Origin of the sequence: Cobetia sp. 4B, assembly GCF_018831605.1 — a bacterium.
Lineage (GTDB): Bacteria > Pseudomonadota > Gammaproteobacteria > Pseudomonadales > Halomonadaceae > Cobetia > Cobetia amphilecti.
This window is the reverse complement of record NZ_CP059843.1, coordinates 2,904,634-2,927,101: the sequence shown is the minus strand read 5'-3', so window position 1 is coordinate 2,927,101 and position 22,468 is coordinate 2,904,634. Positions and strand designations below refer to the sequence as shown.

The following is a 22,468-nucleotide window of genomic DNA, read 5'->3' as shown; positions in this document are numbered from 1 at the left end:
GCCCTCATGAAGGATTCAAGGACACTACATTTTCCGTTTCTGGAGGTCAGCATGCCAGCACAGCTATCCGTCGCCGGTCAGATCAATCGTCTCATCCGCCAGGTGATGATGCCCGGCAGCAACTCCCGTCCCAACGAGGAGCCCGGCCCGGAACTCGCCATGGCCGTGCTGATGTTCGAGGTGGTACGCGCCGATGACCATCTCGATGTGCGCGAACGTGAAGCCCTGGCGCGCCAGCTTGCCGAGCGCTTCTCGCTGGGGGATGAGGAACTTGCCAGCCTGCTGACCCAGGCCGAGCAGGATGCCGAGCAGGCCACGGACCACTACCGTTTCGTCAAGCAGCTCAACGAGCACATGAGCCTTGAGGAGCGCAGCGAGCTGATCGGCATGCTCTGGGAGCTGGCCTACGCCGATGGCGAGCTGGACCCGCAGGAGGAGCACCGCATCCGCCGTCTTGCAGGCCTGCTGCATGTCAGCCACAGCGAGTTCATCCGCACCAAGCTGGCGGCGCAGCCAGACACCTGATCCGTCAGGCGTCTTATATACGCTCCCCTATCCAAGCGTCCCTGCCTGGACGCCCCTGTCCAGACACCGCTATTCAGGCATTCTCAAGCAGACGCCCCCGTTGCCAATGGCAGCGGGGGCGTCGTGTTTGCGACTTCTGGTCGCAGTGTCGGCTAGCTCTCAACAGCAGTCATCCAGCAGCAGCGGCTCGCGCTCAGTTGCGATAGAACAGGTGCTGACCGATGCGCGCGGTGCGCACGAAGCGCTTGGCCCAGTAGGGCGTGGCGTAGCGGGCGTGGAAGTAGAGGGCGCCGTCGGTGACATCTTCCAGCTGATGGTTGAGCGCCTGACGGGCCACGTCGCGTGCCTCGGCGTAGGCGGCGGGTTCGCGAATGCGGTCGGAGCGCCCATCACACCACCAGGAGAACTGGCAGCTGCCGCTTTCGCCACCCTGCTTGACCACGCCGCACAGGCTATCGGGGAAGCGCGGGTCGGCGGCGCGGTTGATCACCACATTGACGATGCCCTGCATGCCGCTTCTGCCTTCGCCCTTGGCTTCCCAGTAGGCGGCGCGCGCCAGGCAGGTCAGCGGGTCATCCACCGGACGCTGGCCGTTGGGGTCGATCGCCTTGGCGCCAGCCTTGCTGAGCAGCAGGCTCTCGGGCACATCGCTCTCGCCTTGCACCAGCAGGCTTTCCAGCCGTTCGGCCTTGACGGCTGCCTTGGCCGCGGTGGTCGGGGCGGCAGGCGCGTCCGAGGCGTGCGGCGCGGAGCAGCCCGCGGCCAGCGTCAGGCCGAAGATCAGTACCAGATGACGAAGCGTGCGTGCACTGCTGATGGCGTAGCGCCGAGTGTGAGTCAGTGGGCGGCGCGATGTGGGAGATAAACGCATGCAAGATACCTGTGAACGTGGCCTGGGAAGCGCAGCAAGGCGGGATGGCGCGCAGGGTCAATCCGGGTCGATCGCACACCTTCGGTTGGCGAGTCACTGACGGAGACTGAAGCGTTGGCCACCGGCTTCCTCGGTAGCGACAGTCGACGCGCAAGCGCATCAGTTTGCCTGACCCTGACCTTGTATGGCCCAGAGTGAGCTTCAACGCAACTCTGACGCTTTGCTGCGCAAAGGGTTCCGCAACTGTCACCACGCGGTTGCGTAGCGATGGCGCGGGCAGCGCATTGTGCCTGCCAGCGCACGATCAGGCGTGCCAGAGGCAGCCAGATCGCTTGCGCCAGAGGGGCGGATGACCAGGCGTAGTGGATCAGATGCGCTGGCGGAGAGCGTCGAAGGACCTGGTGATGAGCATCAAATGATCTGCTGAAGCGCACTGCGCCGATTTCTGGCCACGCAGCCTAGCATCTTCAGCGCGTCTCGTCCGTGCCATCCTCGGCGCATGCCGTTATCATGGCGGGCTAGCCTTGATGACCCTGTCAGGCTGTCCCACTTCTTTTTATCTGCGCTTCTGCGTGCTGCTGCTCTGCCTGTTGCCTGCGTCGCTGCCTCGAGAGTCCCCATGACCGAACCCGTCCGTCTTTCCAAGTTTCTGGCCCATCAGCAGGGCATCTCGCGCCGTGAGGCCGAGCATCTCATCGCCAAGGGGGTGGTACGTGTCGCGGGCGAGATCGTGGAAGCGCCGTTCTTCAAGGTTACCGATGAGGAGGTCACCGTCGATGAAGGCGCCAGCATGGCACCCATCGAGCCGCTGACTCTGGTCTGGTATCAGCCGCCGGGCACGCCGCTGCCGGACCCGCTGACCCTGCGTGACGGCGCGCCGCGCAGTGCGCTCGACAACAGCGGTGCCGACTGGCTCAAGGTGCATTTCCTGTCCCAGCAGCCGCTGGCCGAGCTCGGCGAAGATGAGTCCGGTCTCGCGGTGTGGTCACAGAACCGTGGCGTGATCCGCAAGCTGGGCGATGACCTCGACCAGCTGGAGCAGGAATACGTCGTCGAAGTGGAAGGAACGCTGGACGACGAAGGCCTCAAGCGTATCGGCTTCGCGCTGTGCGCCGACATCCGCGGCCGCAAGCCCAAGGTCAGCATCAGCTGGCAGAGCGACACCCGTCTGCGCATCGCCATGAAGCGGGTGCCGGTGGGGGGTATCCGCGGCGCGGTCGAGGAGCAGGGCCTCAAGGTCATCGAGGTGCGTCGTCTGCGTCTGGGCGCGATTCTGCTCGGTCGCATGGCGCCGGGCGAGTGGCGCTTCCTGCCGGTCGACGTGCGCTTCTGAGACGTGCGCTTCTGATTTGCGCCCAAGGCCATGGCTTCCTGAGGCATGGCTTCCATGGACATGCTTCATCGGCTTGGCCCGTGTAGCGGTGGCAGGCATACTGTGCCCATCGTGTTCCACGGCTTTTTTCGCTGACAGTTCAGACGCCTGCGCGCCACATTCATCGCGCCGCGCAGGCCGTCACAGGAGTTTCAAGGTATGGAAGGTATCAAGCACATTGTCGCGGTCGCTTCCGGCAAGGGTGGCGTCGGCAAGTCCACCGTCACCGCCAATCTGGCGCTGGCATTGGCGGCGGAAGGTCTCAAGGTCGGCCTGCTGGACGCCGACATCTATGGCCCGAGTCAGGCGCAGATGTTCGGCGTGCCGACCGGTCAGCGTCCGGAAATGGCCGGTGAGCAGGTCTTCAGCCCCATCGAGGCGCATGGCATCAAGACCATGTCGATGGCCTATCTGGTCGACGTGAAGGACCCGATGGTCTGGCGTGGCCCGATGGTCGCCGGTGCCTTCCAGCAGCTGCTCAACCAGACCGCCTGGGGCGAGCTTGACGTGCTGCTGATCGACATGCCGCCGGGTACTGGCGACATCCAGCTGACCCTGTCGCAGAAGGTGCCGGTCTCCGGTGCCGTCATCGTCACCACGCCGCAGGACATCGCACTGCTGGACGCCCAGAAGGGCATCGAGATGTTCCGCAAGGTCAAGGTGCCGGTGCTGGGGGTGGTCGAGAACATGAGCACTCACACCTGCAGCCAGTGTGGCCACAGTGAAGCGGTATTCGGCGCGGGCGGTGGTGAGCGTATCGCCGATGAGTACCAGACTCGTCTGCTGGGCCAGCTGCCGCTGACCCTGAGCATTCGCGAGAATGCCGATGGCGGTCGCCCGAGCGTGATCGCGGAGCCGGACGGCGAAGTGGCCGCGAGCTTCCGTGCCATCGCGCGTCAGGTCTCCGAGTCACTGGAGAGTGCCGGTGCGGACGAAGGCCCGAGCATCAGCTTCAGCTGAGCCCGACGCGCCAGGCGCAAGCCGCGCGTGCCGAGGTTTCCAGCGACACAGCGGGCCGGTATCATGCTGGCCCGCGTTTCATGGCGCTCACGCGTCTCTCCCCATCAGTCAGTCAGGTACGCTCGATGAGCATCAAATCCGACAAGTGGATCCGTCGCATGGCCGAAAGCCACGACATGATCGAACCCTTTGAGCCCGATCAGGTGCGCTTTCACGATGAGCGCCGTGTGATTTCCTACGGCACCTCCAGCTACGGCTACGATGTGCGCTGCTCGGATGAGTTCAAGGTCTTCACCAACATCCATTCGGCGACGGTGGACCCCAAGCACTTCGACGAGAAGAGCTTCGTGGACGTGAAGGGCGACTCCTGCGTGATTCCGCCCAACTCCTTCGCGCTGGCCCGTACCATCGAGTACTTCCGCATTCCGCGTAACGTGCTGACCATCTGCCTGGGCAAGTCCACCTACGCGCGTTGCGGCATCATCGTCAACGTGACGCCGCTGGAGCCGGAGTGGGAAGGCCACGTCACCCTCGAGTTCTCCAACACCACCAACCTGCCGGCACGTATCTACGCCAACGAAGGTGTGGCGCAGATGCTGTTCCTCGAGTCCGATGAAGTCTGCGAGACCAGCTACAAGGATCGCGGTGGCAAGTATCAGGGCCAGCGTGGCGTGACTCTGCCGCGTACCTGATACCCCTTGCTGCACGCCTGGGTACTGCGTTCACGCAAGTGCCCCGCACGCCGCAGGCCAAGAGTGCGGCAAGACAAGAGTGTGGCAAGCCAAGAGCGCCTCCTTCGGGAGGCGCTTTTTTGTGCCTGCTTGTGCCTGCTCGTGGTGATGTGTGCCGACGGTGGCAAGAAAGAGACGGCGGTGGCAAGAGAGACGCCGGTGGCAGGTAGCGAGAACGTGACACGCTCACAAGGCGCTGAGTCTTAGCCGGAAGTTGAACGAAACATGTGATTCAATCACTCGTTTTATTGCCTATGCTTGTCTGCAGGCCACCTCCAGAGTGGCTGCAGGACGGATACCTCCCACAAGCAAGGGGCACGCCATGCCATCGCGTTCACATCGCGCTGTATTCCCGCCGGCCAGCGCCAGCGGTCTGGTCCGACGTTTCACTCTCACGAGTCTCGCCCTCGCCATCAGCACCACCTTGTTGGCGGCTCCCGCGCAGGCCTATTCCAATCTCTATCTCTTCGGCGACAGCCTGAGCGATTCCGGCCAGTTCCCCGATACCACCCTGGGCGGCCTCAACAGTCTGCGTTTCACCAATCGCAGCGGCCCGGATTACGAGAACTCGGCCTATGGCAGCGTCTCGACCCAGCTGCTGGCCACGGAACTGGGGCTGGCGGCCGAGCCTTCCACCTCGGTGATCTATCAGCTGGCCGGCTTCAGTGACGGCACCAACTACGCGGTGGGCGGCTACACCACGGCGCAGATTCTGGCCTCGGTGACCGACGAGGATGGCTCCGAGGTGGTCATCCCGCCGGGCAGTACCGGTGCGGGAACGGTGCTCAGGGTCGAGGATGGCTATCTGGTCAGCACCGGCGGCAGTGCCGACCCGGACGCCCTCTATTACGTCAACGGCGGTGGCAACGACTTCCTGCAGGGCGTGATCACCTCGCCGGCCACTGCGGTCGCCTCCGCCGGCAATCTGGCCTCCGCGGTGGAGGCGCTGGCAGCGGCGGGTGCCACCACCATCATGGTCTCCAACCTGCCGGATGTCGGCAGCACTCCGGCCGGCCAGTCAGCGGGCGCGGCGCAGGCAGCGGGGACCTCCGCGCTGGTAGACGTCTTCAATGATGCGCTGGGCGCGCGACTGGCGGCGCTGGATGGCGAGGTCAACATCATCCGCCTGGATACCGTCGGCATTCTCGAGGAGGTGCTGGCATCACCGGCCGAGTTCGGCTTCGCCAGCGACGTGCCGCTGACCCAGGTGTGCTTCTCGGACAGCTGCAATGTCACGCCCTACGGGCTGGGCGGCGCCGCGGAAGACCCCGACAAGCTGCTGTTCAATGATGGCGTGCACCCGACCACCGCTGGCCAGGAGATTCTGGCCGACTACGCCTATGCGATGCTCGCCGCGCCCTCGGTGCTGGGGCTGGCGCCGCAGCTGGGCACGGGCGCGCTCAATGCCAGTCAGCGCCGCCTCGGCGATGAATTGCGCCCCGGCGCGCAGGACAGACGCTCCGGGGAGGGCGTGCGCGTGTTCGCTATCGGCTCGGCCAGTGGTGGCACCGGCGATGGCGAGACTTCCAGCGGCCAGCAGGGCTTTGACAGCGAGCAGCGCGCTGCGGGTGTCGGCGTGATGCTGCCGCTGGACAACGCGCTCGGCCAGGCCTGGGGCGGCGTTGCCGTCAGTCAGCGCACTGCGGACTTCGATGTCGATGATGGCAGTGAGCTGGAGCTGGAAGGCCAGGTGTTCAGCCTGTTCGCGCGTCAGCAGCTGGGCAGGTTTGGCGTTCAGGCGGTGGCCAGCTACGGCGACTTCGATTACGACCTCGATCGCCATGTCGCACTGGGCCAGTCATCGCGCACCCTGTCCGGTGAGACCGATGGCGATGGCTTCAGCGCCGAGGCACGACTCGATTATCGCCTCACCGCCGCCGATTCGCTGTGGTACAACGCGCCCTTCGTGGCCTACCGCCACATCGAGTCCGACATCGATGGCTACACCGAATCCGGTTCCGCCGCCAACGCCCTGAGCGTCTCGGATCAGACGCTGCGCGATCGCCGGGTCGAGGCCGGCTTCATGGTCGACCGTGCCATCGCGGAGGGTTTCGGCCTCTACGGTGAGCTGGCCTACGGCAAGCGTCTGGATGACGACGCTGACAGCGCCGAGGTGCGTCTGGCGAGCCTGCCGACCAATGCCTACCGCGGCGAGGATTTGGATCGCGGCAGTGACAATTACCTGCGTGTCGATGGCGGCTGGCGCATGCAGCTGGGCCGCAATGCCATGCTGCATCTGGGCGCCGGTATCGAGACCTGGGATGAGGTGACGGCGCGCGGGGAGGTGGGGGTGAGTTACACCTTCTGAAAGCGAAAGCCGCTGAGAGAGGAGTGAATCAGTAGAAACAAGAAGACCCCGCGACATCTGCATGTCGCGGGGTCTTCTGTTTTCAGCTCGCTGTCAGCGCGCCATCAGCTTGCTATCAGATCAGTCGGCCTTGCCAGCAAGGCAGCGTCACTGATCAGTCTTCTTCGCCTTCCGGCAGCTCATCGCTGAGCTCTTCTTCCACATCGGCGTGGGAGAGGCGCAGACCGCCCACCGGCAGGTTGTGGCCGTCGAGCTTGGCCACTTCACCGTCGAGCTTCAGGCGGCCTTCGAGGAACCAGCGCACCGCGATCGGGTAGATCAGGTGCTCACGCGTGTGCACGCGCTCCTTGAGGCTGGCTTCGTCATCGCCTTCCAGCACGTTGGCGACGGCCTGGATCGCGACCGGACCACCGTCGAGCTCCTCGGTGACGAAGTGCACGCTGGCGCCGTGTTCCTTCTCGCCGGCTTCCAATACCTTGCGATGGGTATCAAGCCCCGGCCAGGCCGGCAGCAGCGACGGGTGAATGTTCATCAGACGCCCGAAGAAGTACTGCACGAACAGCGGTGACAGGATACGCATGAAGCCGGCCAGCACGATGAGGTCCGGTTCATGACGCTCGATCACCTTGATCAGCGCGGCGTCATAATGCTCGCGGGACTCATACTCCTCATGCGGCAGCGCCACGGCATCGACACCGGCGTCACGCGCACGCACCAGGCCGTAGGCATCGGCCTTGTTGGAGATGACCGCGACCACGTCGCCGCCCAGCTCGTCGTGTTCCTGTGCTTCCAGCAGCGCCTGCAGGTTGCTGCCGCTGCCGGAAATCAGTACCACGACGCGCGGGCGAACCGGCGCATCGTCTGCCTCGAAACCGTTGCCGAAGCCGCCGAGAGTGTCACCGTTGGAGGCGTTGGTATTCGGTTCGATCATGCGGACAGATTCTCCAGCTGGACCTGCTCTTCCATGCCGTTGCGGGCGCGGATGCTGCCGAGGGTGAAGACGGTCTCGCCCTGGGCTTCCAGGTGAGCGCGCGCGGCGGTGGCGTCGGATTCAGCGACGACCACGACCATGCCGACACCGCAGTTCAGTACGCGGTGCATCTCGTGTTCTTCGACGTTGCCCTGCTGCTGCAGCCAGTCGAAGACCGCCGGACGCTTCCAGCTGGCGACGTCGATCTCGGCGGTGCAGTCTTCCGGCAGCACGCGCGGGATGTTCTCGAGCAGGCCGCCACCGGTGATGTGGGACATGGCGTGCACGGACAGGCCGCTTTCCTTGAGCAGCGACAGCAGCGGCTTGACGTAGATGCGCGTCGGCGCCATCAGGGCGTCAGCCAGCGGCTGGCCGTCGATTTCCTGCTCCAGCAGGGAGGCATCGGCGACTTCGAGAATCTTGCGGATCAGCGAGTAGCCGTTGGAGTGCGGGCCGGAGGAGGCCAGACCCAGAATCACGTCGCCTGCGCCGACCTTCTTGCCGTCGAGGATCTCGGACTTCTCGACCACACCGACGCAGAAGCCGGCCAGGTCGTAGTCGCTGCCTTCGTACATGCCCGGCATTTCAGCGGTTTCGCCGCCGACCAGCGCGCAGCCGGACTGCAGGCAGCCTTCGCCGATACCGGTGACGACGTCAGCGGCGATGTCGATGTCGAGCTTGCCGGTGGCGTAGTAATCGAGGAACTGCAGCGGCTCGGCACCAGCGACCACCAGATCATTGACGCACATGGCGACAAGATCGATGCCGATGGTGTCGTGACGGTTGAGGTCCATGGCCAGGCGCAGCTTGGTGCCCACGCCATCGGTGCCGGTGACCAGCACGGGCTGGCGGTAGCCTGCCGGCAGTTCGCACAGGGCGCCGAAGCCACCCAGACCACCCATCACTTCCGGGCGGTGAGTGCGCTTGGCGACACCCTTGATGCGTTCGACGAGGGCGTTGCCTGCATCGATATCGACACCTGCATCCTTGTAGCTCAAGGAAGTCTTGCTGGGCGAGGAGTCCTGGGGGCGTTGCGTCATGTGAGGTTCCTGTCGGTGCGGCCTGGGCGGTGAGACACGATCGATCGCGGGAAAAGAAAGGCGGCCATTGTAGCATTGCGCTTCGCGGCTGACACTGTGCCGATTCACAAAACCGCATCAAAATGTGAAAAGGCCGCCACGCCAGTCATGGCAGGCCTTGTCGCAGCTTGGGTGGCGCCGGGGGAGGCAATGTCAGACGCGTGAGCGGCGCGTGTCTTGTGGGTGACTCGGCGACAGGCAACAATGGGTGATGCGTGCGCCGTCGGCAGTCAGCCGTCACGAGTGCCCCACGGCTTGTCTCAAGGAGTGAAGATGCAGCGTAAATGGTGGTTGCTGGCCGCAGGCGTGGCCTTCCTCGGCCTGTTGGTGATGCTCGAACCGATTCTGATGCCGTTCTTCATCGGCATGATTCTCGCCTATCTGGGTGACCCGCTGGCCGACTGGCTGGAAGACAAGGGCCTGTCGCGCCATCTGGCGGTCACGCTGGTGTTCAGCGTGCTCTCGGTGGTGCTGTTGATCGCACTGCTGGTGCTGGTGCCGCTGCTCGGGCGTCAGCTGGCGCAGTTGATCAGCTTCATGCCGGTGGTCTTCAACTGGATACGCGAGACGGTGCTGCCGGAAATCCAGTCGTTCACCGGGCTGGATTTCAGCGCCGACTTCGATCAGGTCCGCTCGCTGCTGCTGGGCAACTGGAAAGAGACCGGCACCTTCGCCGCTGCGCTTCTGGGCACCGTCTCCAAGTCCGGGTTGGCGATGGCCATCTGGCTGGGCAATCTGGCGCTGATCCCTGTCGTCACCTTCTATCTGCTGCTCGACTGGGACCGCATGAAAGAGAAGCTGCAGGGCCTGCTGCCGCGCCATATGGAGCCCACCGCCACGCGTCTGGCGCATGACTGTGATGAGGTGCTGGGCGCCTTCCTGCGCGGGCAGTTGCTGGTGATGCTGAGTCTGGGCATCGTCTACGCCATTGGCCTGGCGATCATCGGGCTCAAGTTCGCGCTGTTGATCGGCCTGGTGGCGGGGCTTGCCAGCATCGTGCCGTATCTGGGCGTCATCGTCGGTATCCTGATCGCGGCGACGGTGGCCTTCTTCCAGTTCGGAGAGTGGTGGGCGCTGCTGGCGGTCGGTGGAGTCTTCGCGCTTGGTCAGCTGCTGGAAGGCGTGGTGTTGCAGCCGCTGCTGCTGGGCGACAAGATCGGCCTGCATCCGGTTGCGGTCATCTTCGCGGTGATGGCGGGCGGCCAGCTGTTCGGCTTTACCGGCATTCTATTGGCCCTGCCGGTAGCGGCCGTGATCATGGTGCTCTTGCGTTATCTGCATGATCGCTATAAAAACAGTACTTTATATGACCAACAGCGTGATTCTCGCCCCGCGGTGGCAGCAGATCAGCCAGTGCCGCCGGCGGCAGAGGATACCCAGTGATCGAGAGACGAGATCACGGCAACAACAATCAGCATGACGGATGGCAATGACTCAGGGACAGATGGCACTCGGCGTCGGGGTACGTGACGCCGCGACCTTCGACAACTACCACTTCACCTCGACCTCGCTGGCGGAGGCCCTCAAGGGGCAGCTTGCCGACGGCGGGGAGCCCTTCGTCTATCTGTGGGGCGGCGAGCAGAGTGGGCGTAGCCACCTGTTGCAGGCGGCCTGTCATCTGGCGGGCGAGCAGGGCAAGCGTGCCTTCTATCTGCCGCTCAATGAGCTGGGTCACTTCCCGCCGCATATGCTCGAAGGGCTGGATGAGATGGACCTGGTCGCCATTGATGACCTGGATGTGGTGATCGGTCGTCAGCGCTGGGAAGAGGCGCTGTTCCACCTCTACAACCGCCTGCGTGACGGTGGGCGGCATCTGCTGGTCAGCGCCAGCTGCGCACCACGCCTGCTGCCCGTCATCCTGCCGGATCTCGCCTCACGGCTCTCCTGGGGCGTCACCTTCCACCTCTCGGGGCTGGATGACGCCCAGCGCCTCGAAGCGCTCAAATTGCGTGCACGTGACCACGGCCTTGCACTGCCCGACGAAGTCGCCCGCTACATCCTGCATCGCGGGCCGCGCAGCCTGCCGGGCCTGTTCGCGGCGATGAGCGAACTCGACAACGCCTCGCTCTCCGCCCAGCGCAAGCTGACCATTCCCTTCGTCAAGCAGACGCTCGGCTGGTAGGGCAGCGCCTGCGCGGGCCCGGTGGCCCAATCTTGCCTTCATCACGACCGCGGCACCGATATTGCAGTCTCTTTCCATCATCTCTGTCTGAGGACACGCGGCATGAACAGGTTAGACAAGCATCGGGAGCGCATGCACAAGCAAGCCAACTCGATCGGCAACTTCCTGGTCGAAGGCTTTCACTATCTCGGCCTGTTCGCCATCGGCGGCGCGATTGCCATCGCCTCGGTATCGGCCTTCTTCGAGATGTTCGCCAAGGGCTCGGCCAGCGTCGATGACATCCTGCTGCTGTTCATCTATCTCGAACTCGGCGCGATGGTCGGTATCTACTTCAAGACCAACCACCTGCCGATCCGCTTTCTGCTCTACATCGCCATCACCGCGCTGACGCGCTACCTCATCGGCGATGTCTCCCACCACAAGGCCCCCGATATCGGCCTGCTCTACCTCTGCGGCGGCATCTTCTTCCTCGCCCTCTCGGTACTCGCCGTGCGCTTCGCCTCCTACAAATACCCCTCCAGCAAAGCCATCGACCCAATGGGCGGGACGGTAGGGGACGAGGATTCGACGCGATAAGCCCGTGTTTCAGTAGCTCTTGAAGACCCAAAAGGCCGCGATCACTCGCGGCCTTTTTTCATTCTCCACTCAGCGTCAGACACAACCTGCGGCTGCCGCCGTGATCGCGGTGTTCGCCGAGCCAGATGCCTTGCCAGGTGCCGAGGGCGAGGCGATTGACGCCGCGACGGGCTTCGACAGGCAGCGTGAGTTGGGTACCGAACAGGCTGGCGAGTACGTGGGCGGGCATGTCGTCATCGCCTTCCAGTGTGTGTCGGAAGTAGGGCAGGTTGCCGGGCACCAGACGGCGCAGGAAGGCGTCCATGTCGTGACGCACGTCGGGGTCGGCGTTCTCGTTGAGCGTCAACGATGCAGAGGTGTGCAGTAGCTGCACATGCAGCAGGCCGACACTGACCGGCGGCATTTCGGCCAATGCCTGCTCCATCTCGTCACTGATGAGGTGAAAACCGCGCTTGCGGGCGGAGAGGGTGAGAGTGTCGCGTTGCCACATAAATATCTGCTCACTTATAGAATTTCATAGATGTTTAGTGGTTTTTTCTCATACAGGAAACTACATGACAAATGAGTTTTTGTGTATTAGATTATATTTTTAATAGGTTTATTACATTTTTCTATCATTTTCTTTTTTGTTTGGCATGCTGATATTTTATACAGGAGATGCAATGATGATATACACAGGGACGTATCAAAGTTTGAAAGAACTTTTCGACGGAATTGGTGGAGAGTGGGATGAAAAATATAGCGATAAAAAAGTATACAGGGCTAATGGCGGCTTGATGAATTGGTTTGTAACTAGTGGCAAAATTAACTTTCAAGGTAAACAAGAAAGTAAGGAGTGGTTGGAGGCTCAGGCTAAGTCTATATTAGCCAATCTTGAAGCCGTCGATCCCTTGAATGAAGATCATTTGGGTAATGGTATAGCTAAACCCCCACCACTTTCACACTTAAAAATCCCTTCGCATTCAAGTGTTGAAACGGATTATCTTACCTCAAAAGTAATTGAAGGAGAGCTGGTAATCGGTATCGTGGCCGCTGTCGGTACTGAATCTAAACTTGTTATAGGGGCTCTAATAGATAGATTGAACATATTCGGATATAACGTAAAGGAGATTAGGGTTTCATCGATATTAAAGAAATTTGTTGGCAGCGGAGGTGAGTATGAGCGTATTAGACATTATATGCAGTGTGGTGACTCACTTCGTGGTGAGAGCTCGAATAATGCTATTCTTGCAGCTGGGGTGGCTAGCAAAATAAAAGAATTACGAGATGAGTCTGAACCAAAGCGTGCCTATATTGTTAATTCTTTAAAACATCCTGACGAAGTTGAGATGCTTAGGAAGTTGTATGGCCCAGGCTTCTGTTTGATTGGTATTCATGCAGATGAAGCTAGACGGCATAATTATTTGACGCAAGATAAAGGGTGCGAGAGTTTACAAGCTGAAGAGCTGATTAAAATAGATGAGAATGAAAGTATTAGCTATGGTCAGAAAACTAGGGATACATATCATTTGGCAGATTTTTTCTTGAGTGTAGGTAATAATAGCGATCAAGTTAAAAACCGTCTTCAGCGATTTTTAGAGTTGGTTTTCTCTCATCCATATAAAAACCCGACGTTTGATGAGTATGCAATGTTTATGGCTTTCAATAGCTCAGCAACATCTGGTGACTTATCGCGTCAAGTCGGGGCCGTAGTTGCTAAAGAAAATCAAGTGGTTGCCACAGGTGCTAACGATGTCCCTAAAGCTGGTGGTGGTTTGTACTGGGCAACGGTTGATTTGAGTACTGGGGAGGTTATCGATGATGATGATGGAAAGGATTATAAGAGAGGCTGCGATTCTAATAAAAAAGAGCAATTCGAAATAATCGAAAGCATCAGAGATAAACTGGTGGAAGAGGGGTTAATTGCTGAGGAGCAGCAAGTTAAGTTAGTGGAAATCCTGAGAAAAAGCCAAGTTTCTGATTTGACTGAATTTGGGCGCATTGTACATGCAGAAATGGATGCTCTGACTTCGTGTGCACGAGAAGGCATCTCTACTAGGGATACGACATTATATTGCACTACTTTTCCTTGCCATAATTGTGCAAAACACATAATTGCAAGTGGTATAAAGCGTGTGGTGTATGTAGAGCCATATCCAAAAAGTCGTGCTCTAGATTTTCACTCAGAATCTATATTTTTGAAGTCAAATTTTGATAATAATAAGCCAGATGATCCATCGTCTAAGGGTAAAGTGATTTTTGAACCATTCATAGGCGTTGGCCCGCGACGATTTCTCGATCTTTTTTCCATGAACTTGGGTGCCGGGTCCAAGATGAAACGTAAAGATAAAGAAGGCAAAGTACTAGCTTGGGATAAGTCTTCTGCAGGTATTAGAGCCCCACTATTACCTAGTTCCTATTTGGATATAGAGAGTGCTGCTATTCAAATTTGGGATAATCATGCCGTTAGCTAACTTGATCATAACTTCATAACCGCATGATATAGGCAGCAAAAAGGCCAGCCCCTGAGGGCTGGCCTTTTTGCTGCGTGTAGCGCTGATTCAGCTCAACGCGAGAGTGAGGGCCAGCGTTGCAAAGCTTGAATCAACCGGCAGTGGTAGCGGCTTCGCTGACGGTGCGGCGGGCGGCCTTGGCGGTGACGCGCTCCGGCTCTGACTTGCCGATCTCGCGGGCGAGCCAGTCGGCAAGCATGCGCACGCGGGTCGGGATCGGGCCACGCGGCAGCAGCATGCCGATCTCGACCGGCGGGATCTCGCTGCATTCCAGACGCTTGAAGGACTGGCCATTGCGCTCGCTGAGGGTGTTGACCCAGTCGGTCGGCAGCACGGCACGAATCAGGCCATCGGCCACGTAGTCGGTGAGGACTTCGAGGTCATCTGACTGGATGTGATTCGGGCGCGGGTCTTCCGGGTGACGCGAGAGGGAGGTGCCGGACACCAGCGGTTCCAGCTCGCCCCACGGCAGTTCTTCCGGGTTCTCGACGTGAGAGGCCGCGTAGGCCGCCTGATGCCAGTGGGTCAGCGGGCGGAAGACGTGGGTGCTGCCGGCCAGATGCGGGAAGCCGATCACCAGGTGCGGCTGGTTCTCGAGAATCTCGCGACCGTTGTGCCACAGCTTCAGCTTGATATCGACGCCTTCGTGTTCCGACAGGAAGCTGGTCAGTGCGTGACCCAGGAAGTGACGACCCAGCGACGGCGTGGCGTGGATACGGATGGTGCCGGTGAGGTCTGACTGGCGGTCTTCGATGGCGCGGTGCGCTTCATCATCGAGATTGGCCATCGAGCGTGCGTAACGGTAAAGGGTCTCGCCGGCTTCTGACAGGCGAATGCCACGATGACCACGCTCGACCAGGCGAGTGCCGAAACGGCCCTCAAGGGCGTCGAGGCGACGGCTGACGGTGGACTTGGGCAGGCGCAGACGTTCTGCTGCGCGGGACAGGCTGCCGAGGTCTGCGACCATCAGGAAGGTGTTGTAGGCGTCGATATCGCTCATCGAATAGGTCCGGTTGTTCAGAGGGTCGGGGTGTGCCGTCAGGGAAACACCCACCTTGTACGGGCCAAACGGGCCCGTTGCAGCGCCAGTCGCTGCACAACGGATTGCCTGTCGATGACCGTGCCCCTCAGGCCGCAGGGGGATGCCCCCGGGCAAAGACGCGCTCATCGATCAACAACCGTCACTGCCAGCCGAGCACCTTAGCGCGCGGCGACAGGTCTTGCATCTGCTGCAGATATCCTCAGGGCCGAGGCCATGACAGCAAGCGCCCTTAATCTGAGCACGCTAACTATATCACTCTGGATGTAGTGTTGCATCTAAAGTCGCATGCATTGCGCAAATCCGATCTCCGCAGGATGAAACTCTGCCGTGAAGCGAGAAATTTGCGTGGGCCAGGCACTTGTCGAGGCACGTCGGCTAAGACGTCAGTGGCTGGCGATGGTTCCGTATCTGATGACAGACAGTTGATAAAAAAGTGAATTTGGTGGCTGCATGGGTGAAAAAGTGTGCAAATCGGGCCGTTTTTGGCAGTTGAGGCACAATCCGGCGCTGCAAGAGGCGAGAAATGACGTGGCCTGATTGCAGAAGTTGCAGAGCGGCGTTGCAGGAAGTGTTGATGACGCAAATGTGCAAACGCGTGCATTATCTCGTTCGCAAAGAGAATCATTATTATTATTAATCTTGGGAACCCTCCGCTCATGACCGATCGCCTCTCTCCGTGCGTGGCAGCCAGCGCTTCCCGCGCCACTGCTTTCACTCCGCGTCCGCTGGTGGCAGCCATTGCGCTGCTGTGTGCCAGTACTGCCCATGCAGAGACGCTGCAGATGGACACGCTGCAGATCGAGGACGGTCGCCTCAACGCGACCGCGGTCATCGATAGCGAAGAGATCGCGCTGCATCAGGCGCATGATCTCAAGGATGTCTTCCGTGATACGCCGTCCGTCACCGTCGGCGGCACCACTGCCTCGTCGGAGATGATCTACGTGCGCGGTCTGGAAGACACCAACCTCAACATCAGCGTCGATGGTGCCAGCCAGAATGGCTACCTGTTCCACCACAGCTCCAGCTTCAACATCGAGCCGGAACTGCTCAAGCGCGCTGAAGTCCAGGCCGGACCGGGCGCCGCCGACAATGGTCCCAACGCCCTGGGCGGCAGCATCAAGTTCGTCACCAAGGATGCCCAGGACCTGCTCGAGCCGGGTGAGACCTTCGGCGGCATGGTCAAGGGCAGCACCGAGTCCGCGGCAGATGCCGTCAAGGGCACGCTGTCCGTCTACGGTGAAGTCGCGCCGAACGCGGGCCTGCTGTTCTCGACCAGCGCACGCAACAGCGATGACTACCGCACCGGCGGCGGTGATGAAGAGGAAGGTACCGGCGGCCATCAGCGCAGCTACTTCGGCAAGTTCAGCCTGCTCGACCAGGGCGCGCACAGCCTGCGCATCAGTGCCGAGCACAACGAGGACAGCGGCATCTACTGCACGCGTCCCAATATGGAATGTCAGCCGTTCAACAACGTGAAGGTCGACACCGAGCTGAGCCGCGACACCTATACCGCCAACTATGACTATGAGCCGGGCTCGCGTCTGGTGGATGTGCACACCAACGTCTTCCACACCAAGACCGAGCTGGACCGCACCACCGTCACTACCGGCGATGAGCTGAACGCCGATGTCGAGAGCTACGGCGGCGATCTGAACAACACCTTCCGTTTCGGCCCCGAGGACATGAACAACCGCCTGACGCTGGGTAGCGATTACGTCTACGACGAATCCAGCACCGGCAGCTTCGACGAGAAGGCCCGCAACCTCGCGCTCTACGCCCAGCACCGCATGACGCTGGGCGCGGTGGACCTGTCTTTCGGCGCGCGTGTCGATGACTACAAGACCGAATACGCCAATGGCGAGACGCTGGATGACACCGATGTCAGCCCGAACGCGAGCCTCAACTGGCGTGTCGGCGGCGGTGTCGAGCTGTTCACCGGCTACTCCACGGCAGTGCGCGGCAACAAGGGCCGTGAAGCCATCCTGGCCGACGATGGCGTCGGTGTCGGCGAGACGCTGACCGTCGAACCGGGTCTCGAGGCCGAGACCTCGCGCAGCACCGAGATCGGCGCGCGCTGGAAGGGCAATGACCTCCTCACCCAGCGTGACCGCGCTGGCCTGGAAGTCACCTACTTCGATACCCACTTCGACAACTACATCACCGATGAGACCGTCGGCAGCGAAACCACCATCTACAACATGGAAGGCATCGTCACCAGCAAGGGTGTCGAGGCGCGTGCCACCTACGGCATCGGCGGCTGGGACATGACGCTGGGCTACCTGACCATGGACCTGGAAGACAATCAGGGCGAGACCGTGGTCGACGACATGGGCCTGGGCAACCAGGCCGGTGATCGCTGGAGCCTGGACAACCGCTACACCTTCGTTGACCCGCAGATGACGATCGGCTGGACCGTGACCGCCTACGAGCGCCTCACCGACCTGCCGGATGATCAGAGCGAGCGCGCCGGTTACGCCACGCACGATGTCTACGCCAGCTGGGTGCCGCGTGACATGCAGGACCTGACGCTGACGGCCGGTATCTACAACCTGTTCGACAAGGAATATACCGACCAGAACACCTACTTCCTGGAACCCAACGATCGTCGCGGCATCACGACGGGCGCCATCACCAGTCCGGGGCGTGACGTGCGTCTGTCAGTGGTGTACCGCTTCTGATCAGAAGGCTCTGAGCCCGCAAGTTCGCACCTGACAGGGTGTCATCGCCAGCGATCGTGATCCAGGCTCGCAACGCAGGATGCTTCACTGGCAAGACCCTCGCAGCGCCATCGTGTTCTTCACGGTGGCGCTGTTTCGTTTGCGGGGCGCACAGAAGGGCGGGGCTGCCTGCTGCCTGCGTCCCGCCGGCGCGCTGTGCTATCGATTCATCGCACCAGGCCCGCCTGCGTCTCGCAGGCGCGCTGTGCTACCATCGCGACCAAATGTCGGAGAGCGTCTGCGCGACTCTTCGCACTGCACTCACGTTCCCGCCACTGGCGGGTGATCGTTCGAATAAGGAAGGATGCATGGCGCTTCTGAAGATTTTTGTCGGCACGATGTATGGCGGTTCACTGGATGTGGCCGAGCAGGTTCAGCCGTTGTTCGAGCAGGCCGGCTATACGGTCGAGGTGCTCGACCAGCCGACACTGGCTGACCTGACTGACGCGCGCCCTGATCTGGCGCTGTTCGTCACCTCCACTACCGGCAGTGGCGATGTGCCGGGCAATCTGACCGGCTTCCTCAATGCGCTGTCTGCCGAGTCCCCGGCGCTGGATTGGCTGCGTTATGGCCTGATCGCCCTGGGCGACAGCTCCTACGGCGAGACCTACTGTGGCGCGGGGCGTCATCTGGATGAGCGTCTGGCCGACCTGGGCGCCACGCGCCACGGCGAGCGCCTGGAGATCGACGCCATGGAAACCTTCATGGCCGACGACGCGGCGCTGCCGTGGGTCGAGAGCTGGATTCCGACCCTGCCGGCCACGGCCTGATCCTGCGGCGGTGGGCTGCCCCGCCGCCTGCTTCTTCTGTTGTCCGTTCTTTCATCGAGACTGCTTCACATGCCGAAACTGAATCCTGATCATCCGCGTGCCCGCAACCTGACGCCGCAGCGCGTTTCCGTGCTGGCGGGTCTGGCGGTGGTAATGGTCGCCAATATTCCGCGTTTCCTGATCAGTGGCGAGAATACGCGTCTGATGCTGATCGTCGGCTTTGCCGTCGCCGTCAGCGCGCTGGGCATCTATATCTATCGCCAGCTGTCAGAGACCGCCAAGGCCAAGGTGCCGACGATGATGCGTCGTCTGCTGGTCTGGCTGGTGGTGGGGCTGGCGGCGATGGCGGCGTTCAACTTTGCCGCGCCGATGCTCAACCGCCCTCAGGAAGGTGCGCTTGAGGTGCTGGTCGATGGCCTGACGCTGGGTCTGCTGGCGCATGTGATCAGCATGTGGATGCAGCGCCGTCGTGGTGAGGAAGGCTGAGCCTCGACTCTTGAGGCCCTTGAGGTCTTCGAGGCCCTGTCAGCAAGATCTTCCAGATAGACCTTTAGACTGGTCTTGCAGAGGTAGCAGCACGTACCAACAAGAACGCCCCGATCAGCGATGATCGGGGCGTTCTTGTGATGGCGCTCTTGTGATGGCTGATGAGGTGACGACATGCCTCAGCGTGCCATCACCGGGCCATTTACTTGCACAGGGTGTAGCAGGGCACGTAATCGCTGCCCGGCAGCTTCATGCGGCCCTGGGCGACGAAGGAGGTGAGCAGGGCGTCGAGACGCTCCATCAGCTCGGCTTCGGCGGTCAGGCGGAAGGGGCCGTCGCGCTCGATCTCCTCGATGCCTTCCTTCTTGACGTTGCCGGCGACGATGCCCGAGAAGGCACGACGCAGGTTGGCCGCCAGTTCGTGCACCGGCTGGTTGCGATGCAGCGCCAGGCCCGACATGTTGGCGTGGGTCGGCGCGAAGGGCTGCTGGAAGTGCGGGGCGATATGCAGGCGCCAGTTGTAGTAGAAGGCATCCTGATGCTGGCGACGGAATTCCGCCACCTCTTCGATGCCACCGCGCATGGTGCGTGCCACCTCGACCGGGTTGTCGATGATGATGGTGTAGCGCGAGCGAGCTTCCTCGCCCAGGGTGTAGGCGATGAACTCGTCGATCTGCTTGAAGTACTCGGCGCTGGACGCCGGGCCGGTGAAGATGACCGGGAACGGCAGCTCGCTGTTTTCCGGGTGCAGCAGAATGCCGAGCAGATAGAGAATCTCTTCGGCGGTGCCCACGCCGCCCGGGAAGACGATGATGCCATGTGCGGTGCGCACGAAGGCTTCAAGGCGCTTCTCGATGTCCGGCATGATGATCAGTTCATTGACGATCGGGTTGGGCGATTCGGCGGCGATGATGCCCGGCTCCGAGATGCCCAGATAGCGACCCTCCGTGCGACGCTGCTTGGCGTGCGCGACGTTGGCGCCCTTCATCGGGCCCTTCATGGCGCCCGGGCCACACCCGGTGCAGATATCGAGATCACGCAGGCCGAGGTGGTAACCCACGTCCTTGGTGTACTCGTATTCCTCGCGGTTGATGGAGTGACCGCCCCAGCAGGTGACCAGACTCGGCTCACGCGAGGACTTCAGCGCCCCGGCGTTGCGCAGGATATGGAACACCGCATTGGTGGTGCCTTCGGTGGTCGTGAGATCGAAACGCGGGGTGTTCTGGATCTCGTTGGCCACATAGACGATGTCACGCAACACGCTGGAGAGATGCTCGCGAATGCCGCGGATCATCTTGCCGTCGACGAAGGCATCGCCGGGCGCATTGTCGAGCTTGAGGCGAATGCCGCGGTCCTGCTGCAGCACCTCGATCTCGAAATTCTTGTGTGCGTTGAGCACCGCGACGCTGTCATCGGTCTGGCTGCCGCAGTTGAGCACGGCCAGCGCACAGCGGCGCAGGATGTCATGCAACCCGTTGGAGGAGGTATCGCGCAGGCGATTGACCTCATCCTGGGAGAGCACTTCCAGGCTGCCTTCCGGCGAGATGATGGTCGAGACCAGCATGGAGCTGGCATCACGTGAATAGGTCGTCGCTTCGCTGGTGACAGAATTCATGACTGTCTTCCTTGTGTCAGGCGCCCACGGTGGTCTGGGCGCGTTTCCGGGCTTCTGCCCAGAGTTCAGCAATGCGCTCGCGGTCGTCCACGCTCATGCTGTCCTGGGCAAAGGCGTGCTGCATCCACTCTTCAAAGGTGGCGTCAAAGTCTTCCGCGACCACATCCTCGGGATCGTAATCGGCGTTTTCCAGCACCAGTTCCACCTGGGGGATCATGTACCCCAGCGGGAACAGGTCATTTTCGGCACAGTCGCTTTCCATGGCGAGCAGCGCCTTGTGAATGGCTTCGCCGCGTGCAGCCAGAGCATCAGACATCTAAAGCATCTCGTGTTTCGGGCCAGTCCGAAGATTGGCCAGGACAGGGGTAAAGCGCCGGGCCCTGGCGCGTCGCCGTGGCGTTGAACACGGCAGACGCAGCCAAGGTGGCAGCTGGCATTGTCCATGATGCTAACACGCGAGAGTGGCGGGGCGCAGCGCTGCGCATGGCGGCCAGCTCTGGTAGAATCATGTGCTTTGCGGGTCGGTGGCACCTGTGCAGACATGGCAGTTGCGTCATGCAGGTCGTCGCCGGCAACACGATGCGCCGAGTCGCGTCCCCCGTTCGTGAGTGGTCAGTGCCTTCATGTTCAACGCCCAGTATTTTCGTACCTTCATCACACTGGTGGAGACCGGCAGCTTTACCCATACCGCGCGCAAGCTGGAGATGACCCAGCCCGGCGTCAGCCAGCATATTCGCAAGCTGGAGCAGTATCTGGGCCGCTCGCTGCTCAATCGCCAGGGACGCAAGTTCTCGCTGACCGCAGCGGGGCGTCGCTGCTATGACTACTCCATCAAGCTGTTCGCCGAGCACACCCAGTTCATGCACTCGCTGGATGATGACTCCCCGGACAGCGGCGAATGTCGCGTGGCCAGTCCCTCAAGCGTCGGGCTGATGTTCTACCCGTTCACGCTGGGCTATCAGCAGCAGCACCCGGGGCTGACGGTCAGCTACAGCTTCGCCTTCAATTCCGAGATCGTGCAGGACGTGCTGGCGGGTCGCTTCGACCTGGGCATCGTCACCGAGCCGGTCAAGCATCCGGACCTGAATTTCGAGCTGTGGCATCAGGAGCCGCTGTGCCTGGTGGTGCCCGCCGACTTCGCCGGCAACAGCCTCAACGAGCTGATGGCGCTGGGCTTCATGAATTACGCCGATGGCGTCAACAATGCCAGTGCCTTGTTGCGTGAGAACTTCGCCGGCGAATTCCGCTCCATGAGCCACTTCCCGCAGCAGGGCTTCACCAACGATATCGGCATGGTGCTGGACGCCGTGGCGCGTGGTCTGGGCTTCACTGTCGTCTCGCGCACGGTGCTGGAAACCTCGCCGTGGCAGCGTCAGGTGCGCGAGATGCCGCTGACCGAAGCCGTCTACGAGAACCTCTACATCGTCACGCGTGACAATGCCGAGGTGCCGCGCCGCTACGAGCAGCTGCTGGGTGAATTCCGCCTGCAGCGTCGCAACACGCTCTACGGCTACGCCGATGCGCCGGAAAGCTTCGACAACATGGACTTCGACAGCATGGTGTAACGCCTCGCGTCATCACCTGCGCCTCCCGAAAGCCCGCTCTTCATGAGCGGGCTTTTTCGTGTCTCGCCGTCGCCATCTGCGCCGCGCGAGGCGTCGCCCTTTGTGCACCACCTGGTTCCAGCCGCTGCCGCTGCCTTGCGACCAAGGCCTGATGCGGGGGCGGCGTACTGCGTGGGATGCTGAAAGCCAGCGCCTGGTGATTACAGACCTGTTTATTACAGCCCTGGCTATTTCAGGCTTGGCTATGCTGGGTCTGGTCAGCGTCTT

The 22,468-nt window shown here is 61.2% G+C and carries 20 protein-coding genes; 13 read left to right on the top strand and 7 right to left on the bottom strand.

Annotation, left to right across the window (positions count from 1 at the left end; genetic code table 11):
* The first annotated feature begins 51 nt into the window (after positions 1 to 51).
* Positions 52 to 525 (top strand): TerB family tellurite resistance protein, encoded by a 474-nt coding sequence (locus tag H2O77_RS12030; RefSeq protein ID WP_215823182.1) that lies wholly within the window; start codon positions 52 to 54, stop codon positions 523 to 525.
* 193 nt (positions 526 to 718) lie between these two features.
* Here H2O77_RS12030 and H2O77_RS12025 read toward each other — a convergent pair whose 3' ends face one another.
* A complete protein-coding gene (locus tag H2O77_RS12025; protein ID WP_192837648.1) occupies positions 719 to 1,396 on the bottom strand; it encodes a cell wall hydrolase in 678 nt (225 codons plus the stop codon).
* Positions 1,397 to 2,015: 619 nt separating this feature from the next.
* Here H2O77_RS12025 and H2O77_RS12020 point away from each other — a divergent pair.
* From H2O77_RS12020 to H2O77_RS12005, 4 genes are all read left to right on the top strand, one after another.
* A complete protein-coding gene (locus H2O77_RS12020) occupies positions 2,016 to 2,729 on the top strand; it encodes an RNA pseudouridine synthase (RefSeq protein ID WP_159055855.1) in 714 nt (237 codons plus the stop codon).
* Positions 2,730 to 2,891: 162 nt separating this feature from the next.
* Positions 2,892 to 3,728 carry an iron-sulfur cluster carrier protein ApbC gene (apbC, locus tag H2O77_RS12015; protein WP_276315243.1) on the top strand — a complete coding sequence of 279 codons (837 nt, stop codon included), beginning with the start codon at positions 2,892 to 2,894 and terminating at the stop codon, positions 3,726 to 3,728.
* A gap of 125 nt (positions 3,729 to 3,853) precedes the next feature.
* The gene (dcd, locus tag H2O77_RS12010) at positions 3,854 to 4,420 is read left to right on the top strand and encodes a dCTP deaminase (RefSeq protein ID WP_043334107.1); all 567 of its coding nucleotides are present in this window, start codon (positions 3,854 to 3,856) and stop codon (positions 4,418 to 4,420) included.
* Between the two features lie 361 nt (positions 4,421 to 4,781).
* Entirely contained in the window at positions 4,782 to 6,767 is a 1,986-nt protein-coding gene (locus tag H2O77_RS12005; protein WP_215823181.1) for an autotransporter domain-containing protein, read from the top strand.
* 154 nt (positions 6,768 to 6,921) lie between these two features.
* Here H2O77_RS12005 and purN read toward each other — a convergent pair whose 3' ends face one another.
* Both purN and purM read right to left on the bottom strand, forming a co-directional pair.
* Positions 6,922 to 7,698 (bottom strand): phosphoribosylglycinamide formyltransferase, encoded by a 777-nt coding sequence (gene purN, locus H2O77_RS12000; protein WP_054556275.1) that lies wholly within the window; start codon positions 7,696 to 7,698, stop codon positions 6,922 to 6,924.
* Positions 7,695 to 8,777 (bottom strand): phosphoribosylformylglycinamidine cyclo-ligase, encoded by a 1,083-nt coding sequence (gene purM / locus H2O77_RS11995; protein ID WP_054556274.1) that lies wholly within the window; start codon positions 8,775 to 8,777, stop codon positions 7,695 to 7,697. The genes purN and purM overlap by 4 nt, the downstream gene beginning before the upstream one ends.
* A 312-nt stretch (positions 8,778 to 9,089) precedes the next feature.
* Here purM and H2O77_RS11990 point away from each other — a divergent pair, with 312 nt between their 5' ends.
* From H2O77_RS11990 to H2O77_RS11980, 3 genes are all read left to right on the top strand, one after another.
* Positions 9,090 to 10,199: an AI-2E family transporter gene (locus H2O77_RS11990; protein ID WP_215823180.1), complete on the top strand. Its 1,110-nt coding sequence runs from the start codon at positions 9,090 to 9,092 to the stop codon at positions 10,197 to 10,199.
* 40 nt (positions 10,200 to 10,239) lie between these two features.
* Positions 10,240 to 10,938, top strand: a complete 699-nt coding sequence (hda, locus tag H2O77_RS11985) for a DnaA regulatory inactivator Hda (RefSeq protein ID WP_043334111.1) — start codon at positions 10,240 to 10,242, stop codon at positions 10,936 to 10,938.
* 102 nt (positions 10,939 to 11,040) lie between these two features.
* Positions 11,041 to 11,514, top strand: a complete 474-nt coding sequence (locus H2O77_RS11980) for a phosphate-starvation-inducible PsiE family protein (RefSeq protein WP_107336345.1) — start codon at positions 11,041 to 11,043, stop codon at positions 11,512 to 11,514.
* A 58-nt stretch (positions 11,515 to 11,572) separates the two neighbouring features.
* On the opposite strand, the gene H2O77_RS11975 is transcribed toward H2O77_RS11980, so the two are convergent.
* On the bottom strand, positions 11,573 to 12,004 hold the full coding sequence (locus tag H2O77_RS11975) for a secondary thiamine-phosphate synthase enzyme YjbQ (protein ID WP_215823179.1): 432 nt from the start codon (positions 12,002 to 12,004) through the stop codon (positions 11,573 to 11,575).
* Between the two features lie 172 nt (positions 12,005 to 12,176).
* On the opposite strand from H2O77_RS11975, the gene H2O77_RS11970 reads away from it, so the two are divergent.
* Positions 12,177 to 13,967 (top strand): anti-phage dCTP deaminase, encoded by a 1,791-nt coding sequence (locus H2O77_RS11970; RefSeq protein ID WP_215823178.1) that lies wholly within the window; start codon positions 12,177 to 12,179, stop codon positions 13,965 to 13,967.
* A 130-nt stretch (positions 13,968 to 14,097) separates the two neighbouring features.
* Here H2O77_RS11970 and H2O77_RS11965 read toward each other — a convergent pair whose 3' ends face one another.
* A complete protein-coding gene (locus H2O77_RS11965; RefSeq protein ID WP_043334115.1) occupies positions 14,098 to 15,006 on the bottom strand; it encodes a LysR family transcriptional regulator in 909 nt (302 codons plus the stop codon).
* A gap of 698 nt (positions 15,007 to 15,704) precedes the next feature.
* Between H2O77_RS11965 and H2O77_RS11960 the strand changes: the two genes are divergently transcribed.
* The 3 genes from H2O77_RS11960 (at position 15,705) to H2O77_RS11950 (ending at position 19,021) form a co-directional block, all read left to right on the top strand.
* The gene (locus H2O77_RS11960; RefSeq protein ID WP_215823177.1) at positions 15,705 to 17,726 is read left to right on the top strand and encodes a TonB-dependent receptor; all 2,022 of its coding nucleotides are present in this window, start codon (positions 15,705 to 15,707) and stop codon (positions 17,724 to 17,726) included.
* 347 nt (positions 17,727 to 18,073) lie between these two features.
* Positions 18,074 to 18,535, top strand: a complete 462-nt coding sequence (locus H2O77_RS11955; RefSeq protein ID WP_043334117.1) for a flavodoxin domain-containing protein — start codon at positions 18,074 to 18,076, stop codon at positions 18,533 to 18,535.
* A 69-nt stretch (positions 18,536 to 18,604) separates the two neighbouring features.
* Positions 18,605 to 19,021, top strand: coding sequence for a hypothetical protein (locus tag H2O77_RS11950; RefSeq protein WP_215823176.1), 417 nt, complete (start codon positions 18,605 to 18,607; stop codon positions 19,019 to 19,021).
* Positions 19,022 to 19,223: 202 nt separating this feature from the next.
* Here the strand turns inward: H2O77_RS11950 and ppnN are convergent, their stop codons facing one another.
* Together ppnN and H2O77_RS11940 are read right to left on the bottom strand one after the other, a co-directional pair.
* Positions 19,224 to 20,636, bottom strand: a complete 1,413-nt coding sequence (gene ppnN, locus H2O77_RS11945) for a nucleotide 5'-monophosphate nucleosidase PpnN (RefSeq protein WP_276315205.1) — start codon at positions 20,634 to 20,636, stop codon at positions 19,224 to 19,226.
* 16 nt (positions 20,637 to 20,652) lie between these two features.
* Positions 20,653 to 20,952, bottom strand: coding sequence for a hypothetical protein (locus tag H2O77_RS11940; RefSeq protein WP_043334118.1), 300 nt, complete (start codon positions 20,950 to 20,952; stop codon positions 20,653 to 20,655).
* Positions 20,953 to 21,259: 307 nt separating this feature from the next.
* Between H2O77_RS11940 and H2O77_RS11935 the strand changes: the two genes are divergently transcribed.
* Positions 21,260 to 22,201, top strand: a complete 942-nt coding sequence (locus tag H2O77_RS11935; protein WP_043334148.1) for a LysR family transcriptional regulator — start codon at positions 21,260 to 21,262, stop codon at positions 22,199 to 22,201.
* The last annotated feature ends 267 nt before the right edge of the window (positions 22,202 to 22,468 follow it).